Consider the following 16297-nt stretch of genomic DNA (forward strand, 5'->3'; position numbering starts at 1 on the left):
ATCTATCGCCTGAAAAACATACGAAAACTCGACTTGATTCACTAAACGGCGAAATATTCTTTTTGACATCAAACCTTCACGCCGTTTCGACCGTTTTCACCTTGCATTGCAAAAACGCATCGTTTTTCATGAACTATCTCAACAGATAGGCAACAAATTGCGAACTAAGAGTATTCTATGCAGATTCTAACGCACCAATCCCAGCGCTTGATGCTGGTCTCGGCACTGGTCGCCGTGCTGTTTACTGTGTTTCCCGCCGTGAGTGTGTATCAGTTAGCTGAATTTACCCAGTGGGTGATTGAACGGTTTGATGATCAGGTGATTCAGCTCTCGACCCTGGCGCTGCTGGCTTGTCTGGCGATTGCCTTGAGCCCGCTTGGCGAGAAGCGACTGGGGCAGACGACACCGGAGTTTGGTTTTTTGCCTTGGATAATCATGCTGTTTACTACCGGCATGGGCTCCGGGCTGATTTTCTGGGGCGTGGCCGAGCCGGTGTTTCACCTTGCCAATATGCCGCCGGTGACCCAGTACGGCGACAGCAAAGATACGGCGCTGGCGCTGACCTATTTTCATTGGGGTGTGCATGCCTGGAGTCTGTATGCGCTGGCGGGGCTGGTGATGGCCTGGCTGGCCTATGAAAAACAGCGCCCGATGCGGGTCAGTGCGTCCTTTATCGGTGAGCATCGGCCGAAATGGCTCTCCGTGGTCGACTTGATTGCGGTGTTGGCGATTTTGTTCGGCATTGCCGGGGTACTGGCCAACACCATGGCGCTGGTGGAGCAGGGTGTACGCCATGTGTTTGGCCTGGAAGGGGATTTAACCGCTTTTCGGATTGTGATGACCGGTTTGATTGGCGTGCTGTTTACCACCTCAAGTGCGCTGGGGCTGAAAAAGGGGATCAAGCGCCTGAGCAGCTTCAACCTCTGGCTGATGGTGCTGCTGTTTGTGGTGGTGTTTCTCAATGTCGATGGCGGCGCGGTGTTGTCGCGGATGGGCAGCTCACTGCTGGCGTACGTGCAGATGATGCCGGAGGTGTCGGTCGGGGTGATTGACGGCGGCCGGCAGTGGAGCCAGGGCTGGACGGTGATTTACCTGGTGTGGTGGATTGCCTGGACGCCGTTCGTCGGACCGTTTATTGCCCGGATCAGCCGCGGCCGTACCATCCGTCAGTTTCTGCTCTGCACGGTGATCATTCCGACCCTGGCCTCTGTGGTGTGGTTCTCCGGCTTTGCCGGGGCAGTGTTTGAAAGCGCGTATCTGACCGAGGTGGTCAACGCGGTGAATCAGGATTACACCAAAGGCCTGTTTACCTTCTTCTCGTATCTGCCCTGGAGCGATGTGCTGTCGGTCGGCGCGTTGCTGCTGTTGCTGACCTTCGTGATTTCCAGCGCCGATTCGGCGATTTATGCTGCCGGGATGCTGACCGACGATACCCGGACCAGCAGCAAAGTGAGCTGGTCGGTGATTGTCGTGACCATGGGTATGGCGTTGGCGGTGTTTAACGATGTGGATTTGAACAAACAGGTGGCCATTGCCGGGGCAATCCCGTTTACGCTGGTGTTGCTGGGTCAGGCGGTTGCAGCCCTGGCAGAGCACTGGGTGCCGTCTTACCGGCGCTATATTCTCAGCGCTCCGGACAAGGCGTAGCGCCCGTCTGACGGTGTAATCCATTGAGTCATACCGCTGCAAAACGGCTGATACCGGATGTTTCCGTATCAGCCGTTTTTGATGGTGAGCTGACTGCTTGGCTGTTGAACTGACGAATTTGTTAGTCCATTCACTGATGAAACTGCTGAACGTCCAAGCGGTTACGCCATGACACGCGCATGGTGGCTTTGATAGGCCTGCACCAGCTGGTCAAGAAAGTCGCCCAGTAACAGGTTCATTCGCTCAGGCGCATGGGCCAGAATGGCGTCGGGCGCCTGGACATAGGGTTTTGGCGTAGCAAACGTTGCTGCGTCATGTTCAATCAGCGGCGGCAGGTCGGCGCGCTGAAATTCCAGGTGGCACTGAAAACCGTACACCAGATCGGCATAGCGGACGATCTGCCGCGGGCACCCGGCACTGCTGGCCAGCACGGTGCTGTGCGGGGTCAGGCCGGGCATGTCGTTGTGCCAGTGGCCAACGATTTCCTCATGTGCCCATGCCGCCAGCTTGGGATCGGCCTGACCGGCGGAGGTGAGCTGAATGGGAAAGTAACCGACTTCAGGTTCGGGGCTGACGGTATAGCGTGCGCCGAGTGCTTCGCCAATGAGCTGCGCCCCCAGACACACGCCGACCACGGCTTTTTGCCGGGCAATGGCTGCCCGGATCACCGCTTGCTCTGCCTGGCTGTCAAAGTGTGGGCATTCCGCAACCGATGTGCTTGGGTTTTGCGGGCCGCCGAGGATCACCAGTAGATCGAATGGGGCGTCCTCAGCAGGTAACGCCTCACCCAGATACAGCCGGGTAGCGCTGAGTGTATAGCCGTGATGGGTGGCCCAGGTGGCAAAATAGCCCGGCCCTTCAAAGGATTCATGGATCAAAAAATGAATATGCATGGTTTTTCTCCCGGATTGTGATGCGTGGTGGCAGGGTTGCCGATGCGCACTATGGTACGATGGACGCCGAATGACCGAATAAGGCCATATGGACGATAAATAATGCCAAACAGTCAACACTTGCCGGCCAACGAATTCATGGCGCGTTACCCGAATGTGCCGGTGTGGGTAAAGACCATCGCCATGCCGAGAGGCTGGGTGGATGAAATGCACAGCCATGACTGGCACCAGCTGATCTTTCCGGTACGCGGGATAGTTCAGACTCAGGCCAATCAACGCCAGTTTCTGGTGCCCCATACTTCTGCGCTGTTCGTTCCGGCGGGCGTGCCGCATGAGTCGGTGGCGATCACCGAGACGAAGTTTATCGGGCTGTATCTGAATCCGGCCTATGGGCGTCGGTATGCTTCGCAGTTAAGAGCCGTGGAGATGACACCTTTCTTTAAAGCCCTGGTGCTGGAGTTGCGACAAACGTGTCAGGCTATGCCAGACGAAATGTCGGACGAGATGCCAGATGGGAGACCAGAGCGGAGCACGATCGAACGGGTACTGGCGGAGCACGAAGAAAGTAAGTACAAACCAACACTGCGGTTGCTGGATGTGCTGCATGATCAAATTCACACCGACACGTCCTGCTCTTTCCAGTTGCTGCTGCCTGAAGATCGGCGGGTGAAGCTGATGTTTGAGCGGTTGACGGCGGATCCGGCTATGAACTGGTCGCTGGCGCAATGGGGGGAAGTGGTCGGCGCGTCGGAGCGAACTTTGTCCCGGCTGTTCCTGAAAGAGTTCAACACCACGTTTGCCTTGTGGCGTCAGCACCTGCGTCTGGTCTATTCGCTGTCGTTGCTGGATTCCTCACTGCCGGTGCAGGCGATTGCTCATCAGGTGGGCTATCAGAATGACTCTTCTTACATTAAAGCGTTTAAAGCCCGGTTCGGGATGACACCGCAGCAGTTCCGGCAACAAGGTCAGCAGGCGGCGGCGATCCTACCTGGCTGAAAAAACGGGCGTCTGATCCAGACGCCCGGTTTGGTTAGCAAAAAGCTCGATTAGCCAATAGCTAGCTTGGTTCGCAAAAGCTCAGTTTGCAAAAGCCTGGCTAGCAACATGCACTAGGTTACAACAGGTCGAACCGATCGGCATTCATCACTTTGGTCCAGGCACTGACGAAGTCATGCACGAACTTCGCTTTGGCATCGTCACCGCCGTAGACTTCAGAAATGGCTCGTAGCTGCGAGTTGGAGCCGAACACCAGATCCACCCGGGTTGCTGTCCACTGAACGGAGCCGGATTTGGCGTTGCGCCCTTCAAAGAGCGCCTCTTCTTTGGAGGTTGCTACCCAGTTGATGTTCATATCGAGCAGATTGACAAAGAAGTCATTGCTCAGTACGCCTGGCTTGTTGGTGAAGACACCGTGCGGTGACTGGTCGTAATTGGCATTCAGCACCCGCATCCCGCCGATCAACACTGTCATTTCCGGTGCAGTCAGGGTCAGCAACTGGGCCTTATCCAGCAGCATCTCTTCTGCGGTGACGGTGAAGGCTTTTTGCATGTAATTGCGGAAGCCATCCGCCAGCGGTTCGAGCACGGCAAATGATTCGACATCGGTTTGCTCGTCGGTGGCATCGGTCCGGCCGGGCGAGAACGGCACATCGACCTGAACGCCGCCGTCTTTGGCTGCTTTCTCGATGGCCGCACAGCCGCCGAGGACGATTAAATCGGCCAGCGACACGGCTTTGTTGCCTGATTGCGCCGAGTTGAAGTCTTTCTGAATGCCGTCATAGGTGCTCAGGACTTTGCGCAGCTGGGTCGGTTGGTTCACTTCCCAGTTGAGTTGCGGTGCCAGACGGATGCGGGCCCCGTTGGCGCCGCCCCGGCAATCGGAGCCACGGAAGGTGGCGGCAGACGACCAGGCGGTATAGACCAACTCTGACACACTCAGGCCGGACTCCAGGATCACTTTTTTCAGCGCGGCAATGTCGCTGGCATTGATCAGCTCGTGATCGACGGCCGGAACCGGATCCTGCCAGATCAGATCTTCCGCCGGGACTTCCGGACCAAGGTAACGGGATTTTGGCCCCATGTCGCGGTGGGTCAGTTTGAACCAGGCGCGGGCGAACGCATCGGCAAACTCATCTGGATTGTCGCGGAAATGCTCGGAAATCTTGCGATAGTCCGGATCCTCGCGCATCGACATATCGGCGGTGGTCATCATGATATTGACCCGTTTGGACGCATCTTCCGGATCGGGCGCCTGATTACTCTCGGTGATGACTTTCGGCTTCCATTGTTGCGCCCCGGCCGGACTTTTGGTCAGCTCCCACTCGTTGCCGAACAGCATATTGAAGTAGCCGTGGTCCCAGGTGGTCGGGTTCGGGGTCCAGGCCCCTTCCAGGCCACTGGTGATGGCATCGCGACCATGACCGCTGCCGTGGGCGCTCTTCCAGCCCAGCCCCATTTGTTCAATCGGTGCGGCTTCCGGCTCCGGCCCGACCAGCGCGGCATCCCCGGCCCCATGACATTTCCCGAAGGTGTGGCCCCCGGCCGTCAGGGCAACGGTTTCATAATCGTCCATCGCCATCCGGGCGAAGGTTTCGCGGACATCTTTCCCGGAGGCGACCGGATCCGGATTGCCGTCCGGCCCTTCCGGGTTGACGTAGATCAGACCCATCTGGACCGCAGCCAGCGGATCTTCCAGGTCGCGCTCACCGGAGTAACGTTTGTTGCCCAGCCATTCGTCTTCGGCGCCCCAGTAAATATCTTCTTCCGGCTCCCAGATATCGGCCCGGCCGCCGCCAAAGCCAAAGGTTTTAAAGCCCATGGATTCCAGCGCCACGTTCCCGGTGAGGATAAACAGGTCGGCCCAGGACAGGTTGTTGCCGTATTTCTGTTTGATTGGCCACAGCAAGCGGCGGGCTTTATCGAGGTTGCCGTTATCCGGCCAGCTGTTTAAAGGCGCAAAGCGCTGGTTCCCGGTCGCGGCACCGCCCCGGCCATCCCCAGTCCGGTAGGTCCCGGCAGCGTGCCAGGCCATGCGGATCATCAGCGGACCGTAATGACCATAGTCTGCCGGCCACCAGTCCTGAGAGGTGGTCAGTACATCTTCAATATCTTTTTTGACCGCAGGCAGGTCGAGTTTTTTGAACGCTTCCCGGTAATTGAAGTCCGCTCCGAGCGGATTGGTTTTGGTATCGTTTTGATGAAGGATCTTCAGGTTCAGTTGGTTGGGCCACCAATCGGTATTTTTGGTGCCTGCGCCGCCTAAATTCGTGTTACTACCATGCATGACAGGGCATTTGCCGTTACTCATAGAACACTCCTATTTGCTGCCAGTCCACAAATTCCACAAGAAAAGTGTGTCAGTTCGATAACTCAGTAATGACTATAGACGCAGCTTCTCTGAGCCACTGATGTTTTTATCAATGGCTCTCATCGGATTTTTCTATTCAGGCGCATGGGTTATGTCGATGGCTGTGGCGTGATCGTCACGGTATTAAAATCGATCCAGCCGTTGGCCAGCAGGTCGGTGGCGCTGACGGTTTCAGAAAAGTTCAGGTTCTGCCGGGCATGAAATACCGGGAGATACAGGTGCTTGGCGATGAGCTGTTTTTCCAGCTTCTCAAAGCCTTTCAGCCGGCTGGCGATGTTGTCGCGTTGCATCAGGGAGAGGATGCTGTCTTTCAACCCTTGGCGCTGTGCTTCATTCAGACAGATTTCCAGCGGCAGGTTGGCGCAAAACCAGTCCAGCCAGCTCATTTCCCAATCATCGCCGAACACTTCGCCGGAGAGGATAATGTCGGCTGTTTTCAGGGTGTCCCGTTGGTTAAAGACCGGGAATTCGACCACCCGGTATTCGCAGGCGATACCGAGCTGGGTCAGTTCTGAAGCCAGATGTTGGGCCAGCTCAAGATGATGATCCAACTGATAGGTGAGCAGCTGGAGCGGCTGCTCCGGTTTGGGCACTGAGTGCAGGGCGTGCGCAGCGGCTGCCGGATCACAGTCGGGGGCCGGGCCCGGAACGGAGAGCATGCCGGTGGCTTGTCCGATCCCGTCTTCGCGAAGCGCGTCTGAAACGCCTAGTGCTTTGAGCGCGGTCATCAGCGCCTTGCGGTGGGCCGGTTTTTTCAGCCAGCGGTGCGGGCGGTTGGGGTTGAGCAGCAGATACTCGGCGCCCCGCTCCCACTGGGTTTTGGCATCAAACCGTTCGGTACTTCGGTGTTTGAGGTGGCTACTGTGCACCACATCGCTGTTGAGTTCAAAATCCGTCGCCTGATCGCCGACGTTCCAGATGGCGACCCCGTCGACCCAAGGCCGGTAGCCGTGATAGTAAGGCGAGGCTTTGAGCAGGGTGCGCCATTCTGTCTGCTCAGTCAGCATGAAAGAGCCGGAGCCGACCAGGGTACTGTTGCCGGGTTGGCCGGAGCATTTGGCGATCCCCATCGGGCCATTGGCGAGCAGCTTTTCAAGCTGGGCCGGGAGCACCTGGCTGGTAAAGGCGATGCGGTAAGGATCCAACACCTCAACCCGGTCAATCAACTGGTACAGGGCGGCGTTCTGGTGGCCGGAGTGGATCAATCGTTCAAAGTGAGCCCGGATGTCTTTGGCGGTGATCGGGCTGGCGTCATGAAACTTGAGTCCTTTGCGCAGGGTGACGGTGAGTGTATTGCCGTCGCGCTGCCAGTGCTGGGCCAGATCGCCCCGAAAGCGCCCGTTTACCGGGTCAAACTGCAACAGTTTGGCATACAGATAACCGGCAATATGTTGCTCGGTGCGGCGATTGATCGAGATGGGATCCAGATTGTGGGTGCCGCGATAAAACGGGATCTTAAGGATATCCTCCTGAGCGTTGGCGGTCTGGTATTGGGCGACATAGTTGGCGATAAACGTATCGCGCTGCGTTGCCTCGATGAGGGACAACGCCTGCTCGATCTTGTCTTCTGCCAGCAGCAACCGGGCCTGTTGCACCAGTGTTTCCGCGACCGGTTGCCGCAGGGTGATCACCGGTAAATTGCCCCGGCCGATCCCGGGTTGCCAGTCGATGATTTCTTCCAGGCACAACCGCTTGATCACCAGCTGGGTGTTGCGTTTGGTGCAGGCGAGGGCGGCGGTGAACGCATCCAGCGATAGCGGTTGCGGCGTGTGGAGCTTGAGGTGATCACGTAAGAATACCAAGGCCATCCAATAGCGCATAAAGGTGAAATCCTTATTAAATTTTTCCATTTTTATTCATCTTTTAATTTCGATAATAGCGGTATCTGAGATGAGATAAAAGGAATTACAGATGAATACGTTAGCGCAACCACACCGATCGATCTGGCGCAGTGAGCGCTTCATGATTTTATTCTCCAGCGCATTTTTTGTAGCCTTCGGCTCGAAGATTTATGACCTGGCGTTGCCGTTGTTGGTGTACGAACTGACCCAGTCGTCGGAAATGATGGGCTGGATGCGGGCGGTAGAATTCTTGCCGAATTTGTTGCTGGCATTGTTCATCGGCGTGTGGGTTGATCGGTTCGACAAGAAGCACTGGTCGCAGGCCATGTTGCTGGGGCAAATGCTGGTGGTGCTGTGCTCTTACAGTGCGGTTCAGAGGCTGGCGGACCCGCTGGTGGTGCTGTTTCCTTGCGCCTTTTTGATGATGGCGTTTAACTATGGCTATCACAATGCGCGCATGAGCATGATGAAAAGTGCGCTGCCGCAAGATCAGCAGAATACCGCCACCGCCCGGATGAGTTCACTCTACAGCTTTATGGAAACCGTGGGGCCGGTGCTTTCGGGGGCTCTGCTGTTGCTTTCGGCGATCCACAATGTCTTCCTGGGCGTTGCGCTGCTTCTGCTGCTGGCCTACTGGCAACTGAGCCGACTCGAGCTGCAACCGGCTGCGCAACAAACGCACGCGCCGGTTTTCCAGGCGTTGAAAGAAGGCTGGCACATTCTCTACGCCAACCGGAATATGTGGTACATCACGCTGGCGGTGATGGTGATCAATACCACCGGGTCGGTGTTCTGGATCCAAGCGATTTATTATGCCAAGGCATCGCTGGCGATGACGGCGCTGGAAGTCAGCTGGCTGGTGGCAGCATCCGGGATCGGCGGTTTGCTGGGCTCTTTTACTGCCGATAAAGTGCGCCGACATATGGGCCTCGGCCAGTTGCTGATTCTCTCGATTGCGCTGGAATCGGTCGGCTTCGTGATGCCGGTCCTCTTCGACGGCCAGTGGGCGCTGGTGCTGGCCTTCTTCTGGGTCTCTGCGGTGGGTCTGTACAGCAATATCTGCATCTGGAGTTACCGCCAGGAAGCGTTTGATGCCCAGCACCTGGGGCGCGTCACCGGGATCACCGGCTCGCTGTTCAAGCTGTTGATGCCGGTTGGGCTGGCGTCTTCAGGATATCTGGTCTCCGGGCTGGGCATTGAAGCGATTTTCGGGCTCTGCTTCGGGGTGCAGCTGATGGTGGCGCTGGTACTGGCCATGGGCCGGGTCCGGCGCATCGCTTAGGTGTCCACGATTCGTCGGGCTGGTGAGGTTGCCCGGCGAATCCCAATCCATCATCGCATCACATCATTACAGGTCATCAGTGATAGCCTGTTTCCGTAAATCGGTTCAGCAGAGCGATCAACTTATCCAGCTCGGGTTTGACCATTTCATCCAGCGGATAGCCGATATTGATCCGCAGGCAGTCCTGATAGTGGCCGAGCGAGGTGAACAACGGGCCGAGACGGATATCGACCTGCGCTTCCGCAATTGCCTGCGCCAGCCCTGCTGAATCCAGCCCGGGAAATTGCAGCCACAACACCAACCCGCCTTGCGGCACACTGATCCGGGTTTGCGCCGGGAGGTGCTGACGCAAATAGTCGAGATAGGCCTGTTTTTGTCCCAGCAATTGCATGCGCTTTTTTCTCAGAAACCGGGCGTAATGGCCGGTGTCGATGAAGTCGGCAATCGCCAGCTGGATCTGTGTCGCCACGCCGTAAGACCCGGCCGCGAACTTCGCCAGATAGGCCTCTTTGAACCGTCCCGGCAGGCACCAGCCCAGACGGTAGCTGGGGGAGAGGGTTTTCGACACTGAGCCGCACCACAACAGATAGCCGTCTGCATCGTAATACTTGGCCGGCAGCACAAAATCCCCCTGATGAGAGAGCTCCAGGTAGACATCATCTTCGATGATCGGCGTCTGGTAACGCCGGGCCAGCTCGGCCAGTTGCTGCTTCTGGGCCACCGACAGGGTGATGCCCTGCGGGTTCATGAACGAGGTGCTGAACAGTCCGGCCTGAATGGTGCCGGCTTGCAGGTGGTGTTCGAGCTGGACCAGATCCAGCCCGTCCTCCAGCGTTGGGATTTCGACGATGTTCAGCGACATTTGCGCCAACAGCTCCAGTAATCCGTTAAAACAGGGCGAGTTGACCGCTACGGCATCGCCCGGCCGAGTGCAGGTTTCGAGCGCGGTTTTGACCGCCGACAAACAGCCGTGGGTGATCACCAGCTCGTCGGCCAGTACCGGGAAGCCCTGGCCGGTCAGGTGTGTGGCCAGGCTTTGGCGCAGCGGGACTTCGCCCTGATAGTCCGGATAGCGAGACAGGCGGTTGCCGATGCGTTTCAGGGCGCGGCGGAAACAGACATCCAAATCCTGCACATCCTGCTCACTGAGCGGCGAATGAGAAACCCCTAACGGCCCCCGCTCGACGGTGGTCTGTGTGCGGGCCGGGGTGGAGACCCGGCTGGCAAAGGAGCGCCACTCCGGGAGTGGGTGCGACGTATCCAGGGCGGTGATATAGAACCCGGACTGCGGGCGGGCACAGAGCCAGCCCAGAGCCGTCAATTCCTGATAGCAGCTGACGGCGGTGGAGACGCTGATCTGCTGTTGCCGGGCAAATTGCCGCAGGGATGGCATCCGGGTGCCCGGTTTGAGTCGTCCGGCCTGAATATCGGCGACGCATTTGTCCGCAAGCTGTTTATATCGAGACACGTCTGATCCTTAACTGTATTGGTTCCTTTGTTAAAAATTGTATCTGTACTGGATTTGATGCTCAAGCCACACTGTATCAAAAGGTTCAGGAGACAAGAAAATATGACTCGGCGAGATTTGGGATGGATTTCACTGGTGATGATGATCTGGGGGTTTAACTTCTCGATGATCAAAATGGGTGTGACTGACGTCGATCCCTTGCTGATGGTCGCGGCACGGTTTGGGCTGGCGGTGTTCCCGATCATTTTCTTTATCCCGAAGCCGGACGTGCCTTGGAAGTATCTGGTGGGTTACGGGCTGGCGTTCGGGGTCGGGGTGTGGGGGATGGCTTCGTGGTCAATTAGCGCCGGGGTGTCATCGGGCATGGCGTCGGTGTTGTTGCAGTCGAAGGTGCTGCTCAGCATTGTCATCGGGGTGTTGGTTTACCGCGAAACCGTCGGCAGGGCTAAGGCGTTCGGCAGCATGCTGGCGCTGGCCGGGCTGGTGGTGGCTGTGACCGGCACCGAGGGGAATGTGACCCTGTCAGGCCTGGTGCTGATCCTGATTGCCACTTGCTCCTGGCTGGCCGCGAACATGATTGTAAAACAAGCCAAGGTGACGCGGGTGTTTGCTTTTAATGTTTGGGGCATGCTGTTTGCGCCGTTGCCGCTGGTAGGGCTGAGCATCGGGCTGAATGGCACCGAGGTGCTGTCTCAGGCATATCAGGCGTGGGATATGAAAACGTCTGTTGCCGTGTTGTTTCAGGCGTACCCGACCACTTTGTTCGGGTACTGGCTGTGGAACCGGATGATGCTCAAGTACCCGATGAGCACGGTCGCGCCGCTCAGTTTGCTGGTGCCGGTGTTTGGCCTGCTCAGCGGATGGCTGATTTATGACGAGGCGCTGTCGGGGATCCAGATTGCGGCTTCCGCCATCTTCCTGGCCGGCACCCTGTTGATCACGGCCCCGGCAGGATGGACGGTTCGGATCCGCAAAGTGCGTCCGTGTGAAGGCGACGCGGTGACTTCCGGCTGAAGGCGATAAGTAAACTGATCTGCCCCTGCCCGATTTGACTGTTTCATTTAACTTTTTGAATCAAATCAGTGAAACGGCGGGGGCACAGGATGGAAACGGATAACAGAAAAGGATGATATGAAAATTTACGGTGGATTACTGGCAGTGCTGGCTGCCTTGTTTAACGGCACGGTGGGGCTATTTAGTGTGAATTTGTTTCAACTGGGACTCTCCTCCGAAGCGGTGGCATTTTACAAATGCCTCATTGCGTTAATGACGCTGGGCGTTTGGGCGGTGATGACCGGGCAACTGGGCGTGCTGGGTCGTTATCTTCGGCAGTTCTGGCCACGTATCGCAGTCTGTGCATTCTTTGGTTTTTTCGTGCTCTATTATTTCGAAACGGCAGCTTACCAGCACATCAATGTGGCGGTGGTGGTGTTTTGCCTGTTTGGCGCCTCGACCATTGCTACTTTCCTGTTGAATGCAGCGCTTGCCCGTCGTTGGATCAACAAGCATGAGCTGGTGGCGATGCTGCTTTCGCTGGGCGGTTTGTATCTGGTCTTCGTCGAAACCCAGCAGCTCTCTGGACAGGAAAGCACGGGATTGCTGCTGGCGGTGGTGGCCGGGCTGGGTTATGCCTGTTTCCTGGTGCTGACCAAGAAACTTGGTCTGGGGGGCGGGCTGATCCCGGTGGCAGCACTGTTGCTGTTCGGGGTGATTTATCTGTCGATCCCGCTGGCACTGTCCGGCTGGTCGGTGCCGTCAAGCGATAGCTTGTTTGCTTTATTGATGCTGGCGATCTTACCCACCATTGGCGGGTTCTGGTGTACCACTAAGTCTTTGACGCTGATCGAAAGCCAGTCGGTGCAGTTGATTGAACTGACCGAACCCATCTTCGCCCTGATCATCGGCTTTGTCTTTTTGGGACAACTGGTGACCGGTCCCCAGATGCTGGGCGGCGGGCTGATTATGGCGGCTATCGTGATCCATGAGTTTGCTGTATTAGATCGGTTGGTGCTGTTCCGCTCAAGTGTCGGCGGGAAACGGTTTCGTTGGAAATGGCACGAACACCAGTAGCCTCAGCTAGGCAAAAGCGCGTGATGGGATTTGACGTTGCAATATTGAATCCCCAAAATGCGTCGTTTTACATGATCTTAATGAGTGTCATTTTAGGTCCAGAAATGACACTTACCCAGCAGTAGAAGAGAACAATTCATGATTGTTCTCTGTTGTTTGAATAGGGTTGTTGAGGATTTAACGGTTGGTTTTTTATTCGAAGAAGCGTTTACAACATTATTCAGGAGTATCGTCGCGATAACAGAAATGTCCCTCGATTTACTACTATGGAAGTGAATCAGCAAGAAAGCCTAATAGGATGAAAATTAAGTCTTATTTCGCTAGAAAGCCAGCGCAAAGTAACTGAAGCTATAGAAATTTAATAGGCTGTTATATGTTACTTTCAAAGGATATGAGCCGTACGGGCGCGTTTAGAACCATGTTGCAAAGCGAACGTCGTCAAGTCGCCCTCTCTTTGGGCTGCGCAGTCGCGTGTAGTCTGGTAGAAGTCGTGCCTTGGCTATGTCTGTTTTTCTCTCTCGAAACCGTGGCTTCTGGAGAATCTCCAATTCCTTATCTGATTGTTTTCGTTGTTGCGTTGTTGGGGCGCTACGGGCTGTACGCCTTTGCGGTTTGGCTGGCGCATTTAGCGGCGTATCAGATTATCCAGAAGACACGTCAACACATTGTTCGTGCTTTGGCATCCATGAAGATCGAACAGCTCCGAAGCATGAAACGAGGTGATATAGAAAAACGACTCTCCGATGACTGTCAGAGTCTTGAACCGCTCATTGCCCATCATGGTACGGATGTGATTAACGGTCTTATGATGCCAGTGCTGCTCACCATACTGATGGGTTACATAGACTGGCGTCTAGCGCTGATCGCACTGCTGCCTTTGCCTGTTGCACTGATTGTTCAGATTATGTTGATGAGTGGCTTCCGTCATCGGCAAGAAAAGTACATGCAGATCGTTGCCGATATGCACCAAGCGCAGATGGAGTTTTTGCGTAGCATTGGTGCCATGAAATTGTTCTCAGTCGATGCAGATTCCTATTTGGCGCTTAGCCGCACGATTCGTTCCCACAATAAAATCGTAACTGGCTACACCCGCATCATGGTTGGGGCTTGGGTGACTTTTGTCACACTGGCTCAGGCGTCACTCATGTTGGTTGTGCCTGCTGCCATCGCATTGGTTCAAATGGGACAGTTGTCGCATGCTGAGCTGGTTATGGTGGTTTGTATCAGTGCGGGTATTTTAAAACCTTGGCTCGATCTGACTCAGGTCTTTTCTCAGATTCAGCAATCTTTCGTCGCAGTTGACCGCCTCATACCCTTCTTCCATTCATCCCTACCAGTAGCATCAAATTATGGTAAGCCTTTAGTTAGCTTATCTTGCAACCAGTTGAGCCTTTCTCGCGCCGGAAACCAGTTGCTAAGCAATGTAAATACTGAGTTTCACCCCGGTGAGCGCATCACTATCGAGGGGGAATCTGGGGCAGGCAAGAGTTCCTGGTTGATGACATTGAGTGGGTCTCTGACAGCGGACAGCGGTGATTGGCATATCAATGGTGTACCAATTAAGGATTGGGATGACGAATCACGCAGTCACTACATTGCATCTGTTGATCAACAAACAGTGTTCTTCTCTGGTTCATTGCGTGACAATCTTTCGTTGGTTAATAGGGCGTTAAAAGATGAAGAGCTGTGGTCATTGCTATCGCTGATGGGACTGAAAAGCTTAGTCATGGATTTGCCTTACGGCTTAGATTCGTCTATCGGAGAAGCTCAGCGTTTATTCAGTGGTGGAGAGATGCAGCGATTAGCGATCGTTAGGGCCGCATTAGCTAAAACGCCGGTTCTTATCTTGGATGAAGCAACCGCTCATCTTGATCAAATCTCTGAAAAAAACGTGTTGGAAGGCCTTCGCGATTATTACCCCGAGCAGATTCAGTTGATTATCAGCCACAGAGCAACACGTGTTCAGCAGGTTGATCGTCGTTTATGTGTTAAAGCTGGACAAGTGCAGGAGTATAGCCATGACTAATATTCAGATTCTGATTCATCATAGTGGTATCAGTGCGCGGCAATTCTGGGTTGGGCTCGCTGGAAAGCTCGTAGTTGAGGCATTGCCTCTGTTGATGTTTGGGGCATTATTTTTTTGGCTTTTGGTTCCTGAGTCAATCTCTTGGGTGACGATAGGGGCAATATCACTGGTGGTGGTGGCGGGCCAGTGGTGGGTTGGTCAGAGTGCCAAGCAGACGTTTCTCGGTGCTTATGGCATCACTCAGGGGCTGAGAAGCCAGCTGTTGACGGATATTCGAAGACAACCTCTTGCTGCACTGAAAGGAAAGCGTTTAGGAGAAAAAATGAAACTTCTGACTGCAGATTTGAAGCAGTTTGAAGATATATTCAGTCATCTGTTAGCGGATTTCATTTCAGCGTGGGTTGTGCCATTTGCGATGCTATTGGTGATTGGCTTGATTCACCCTGTTTTAGGTGCTGTTACTTTGGGGATATTTATTCTGGCGCTGGGGGTGTTAATGCTCGCGGAAAGCACATTCAGTCAGCGAGCACAGCACCATCACAGTATGAATGGTGAGGTCTCCAGTCGACTTCTAGAATATGTCGATTGTCTGCCTATGCTACGTGGTTTTGCCCAAAGTGAACGTCTGGCGGAACCATTGTGTGACAAAATAGAGCAACAACGAGCAGCTGGCCTTGGTCTGGAATGGGCTGGTGGAATGGGGGTTCTTATCGCTACATTGATCACTGAGCTTGCATTGGTTTTAAATCTTGGTCTCGCAAGTCTGTTTTTGCAATCTGATCAGCTGACATGGCCAGAATGTTTAGTGGTGATTGTGGCTAGCGTGGTTTGTATTCGCCCTTTAACCCGAATGACGGTCTATGCTGCGTTATTGCGATATATGCTCAATGCCGCCGACCGTTTGCTGGCGCTCGCTCAATTGCCTCAACAAGCAGCGAAAGGGGAGGCTCCGGCTGGGCACGATATCGTCATTGATGACCTGCATCTTACCATTGATGAGCAAAAGATACTGAGTGGCGTTAACCTTACCATCCCCAAAGGGCATCGTATCGCTTTTGTGGGACCAAGTGGTGCGGGAAAATCCAGTCTTCTGGATGCCATTGCTGCTTTCCATATTCCCTCTTCGGGTTCGGTAAATATTGGCGGACGCAGCATCGATGAGATCGGAACTCAACACTGGTATAAACTGATTTCCTATGTCACACAAGATGTTCAACTGCTCGGCGGCAGTTTACGAGACAACTTGTTGCTTGCGAAACCAGAAGCAAGCAGTGAAGAGTTGCAACAAGCGATTGAGGCCGTCGGTTTGTCTGCCTTAGTGGCGGGTTTACCAAAAGGTCTGGATAGTCATATTGGTGAAAACGGCAACCAATTATCCGGAGGTGAGCGCCAGAGAGTATCCATTGCTCGTGCCTTGCTGCATGATGCGCCGATTCTCCTATTGGATGAGATTACTTCGGCGCTGGATGAGGCCACGCAAAATGAAGTATTGGCGTCGATTGCCAGATTGTCTGAAGGGAAGACCGTGATTACTATCGCCCATCGCTTAGACACCGTTCAACATGCCGATACTATTTACTATTTAGAGGATGGCAAAATTGTTGATTCAGGAGCCCATGATACCTTGATGGCTGAAGGAGGGGGCTATCAGCAATTGTGGCTTGCTGGCCAAGTCGCCTAGAAATCCCGGACAGCAAAGTAAA

Annotated in this window: 11 protein-coding genes; 7 read left to right on the forward strand and 4 right to left on the reverse strand. The window is 54.8% G+C overall.

Annotated features, from left to right (window positions below):
- Nucleotides 1-177 precede the first annotated feature (177 nt).
- Entirely contained in the window at nt 178-1647 is a 1470-nt protein-coding gene (locus tag NH461_RS24645) for a BCCT family transporter (RefSeq protein ID WP_261603592.1), read from the forward strand.
- 161 nt (nt 1648-1808) lie between these two features.
- On the opposite strand, the gene NH461_RS24650 is transcribed toward NH461_RS24645, so the two are convergent.
- Nucleotides 1809-2540 carry a glutamine amidotransferase-related protein gene (locus NH461_RS24650; protein ID WP_261603593.1) on the reverse strand — a complete coding sequence of 244 codons (732 nt, stop codon included), beginning with the start codon at nt 2538-2540 and terminating at the stop codon, nt 1809-1811.
- 102 nt (nt 2541-2642) lie between these two features.
- Here NH461_RS24650 and NH461_RS24655 point away from each other — a divergent pair, with 102 nt between their 5' ends.
- Nucleotides 2643-3536 carry an AraC family transcriptional regulator gene (locus NH461_RS24655; protein WP_261603594.1) on the forward strand — a complete coding sequence of 298 codons (894 nt, stop codon included), beginning with the start codon at nt 2643-2645 and terminating at the stop codon, nt 3534-3536.
- Nucleotides 3537-3654: 118 nt separating this feature from the next.
- Here NH461_RS24655 and katG read toward each other — a convergent pair whose 3' ends face one another.
- Both katG and NH461_RS24665 read right to left on the reverse strand, forming a co-directional pair.
- Nucleotides 3655-5847 (reverse strand): catalase/peroxidase HPI, encoded by a 2193-nt coding sequence (gene katG, locus NH461_RS24660; protein WP_261603595.1) that lies wholly within the window; start codon nt 5845-5847, stop codon nt 3655-3657.
- A 149-nt stretch (nt 5848-5996) separates the two neighbouring features.
- The gene (locus tag NH461_RS24665) at nt 5997-7757 is read right to left on the reverse strand and encodes an ABC transporter substrate-binding protein (RefSeq protein ID WP_261603596.1); all 1761 of its coding nucleotides are present in this window, start codon (nt 7755-7757) and stop codon (nt 5997-5999) included.
- Between the two features lie 61 nt (nt 7758-7818).
- Here NH461_RS24665 and NH461_RS24670 point away from each other — a divergent pair, with 61 nt between their 5' ends.
- Nucleotides 7819-9030 (forward strand): MFS transporter, encoded by a 1212-nt coding sequence (locus NH461_RS24670; protein ID WP_261603597.1) that lies wholly within the window; start codon nt 7819-7821, stop codon nt 9028-9030.
- Nucleotides 9031-9106: 76 nt separating this feature from the next.
- Here the strand turns inward: NH461_RS24670 and NH461_RS24675 are convergent, their stop codons facing one another.
- A complete protein-coding gene (locus tag NH461_RS24675; protein ID WP_261603598.1) occupies nt 9107-10498 on the reverse strand; it encodes a PLP-dependent aminotransferase family protein in 1392 nt (463 codons plus the stop codon).
- A 102-nt stretch (nt 10499-10600) separates the two neighbouring features.
- Between NH461_RS24675 and NH461_RS24680 the strand changes: the two genes are divergently transcribed.
- The 4 genes from NH461_RS24680 to NH461_RS24695 all read left to right on the forward strand — a co-directional run bounded on the left by NH461_RS24680 (nt 10601) and on the right by NH461_RS24695 (nt 16275).
- Complete coding sequence (locus NH461_RS24680) at nt 10601-11512, forward strand: EamA family transporter (RefSeq protein WP_315903254.1); 912 nt, start codon at nt 10601-10603, stop codon at nt 11510-11512.
- Between the two features lie 117 nt (nt 11513-11629).
- The gene (locus tag NH461_RS24685; RefSeq protein ID WP_261603599.1) at nt 11630-12568 is read left to right on the forward strand and encodes a DMT family transporter; all 939 of its coding nucleotides are present in this window, start codon (nt 11630-11632) and stop codon (nt 12566-12568) included.
- Nucleotides 12569-12941: 373 nt separating this feature from the next.
- Entirely contained in the window at nt 12942-14594 is a 1653-nt protein-coding gene (locus tag NH461_RS24690) for an ATP-binding cassette domain-containing protein (protein WP_261603600.1), read from the forward strand.
- Entirely contained in the window at nt 14587-16275 is a 1689-nt protein-coding gene (locus tag NH461_RS24695) for an ABC transporter ATP-binding protein (RefSeq protein ID WP_261603601.1), read from the forward strand. The genes NH461_RS24690 and NH461_RS24695 overlap by 8 nt, the downstream gene beginning before the upstream one ends.
- The last annotated feature ends 22 nt before the right edge of the window (nt 16276-16297 follow it).

Origin of the sequence: Photobacterium sp. TY1-4 (genome assembly GCF_025398175.1) — a bacterium.
In the GTDB taxonomy this organism is placed as follows: Bacteria; Pseudomonadota; Gammaproteobacteria; order Enterobacterales; family Vibrionaceae; genus Photobacterium.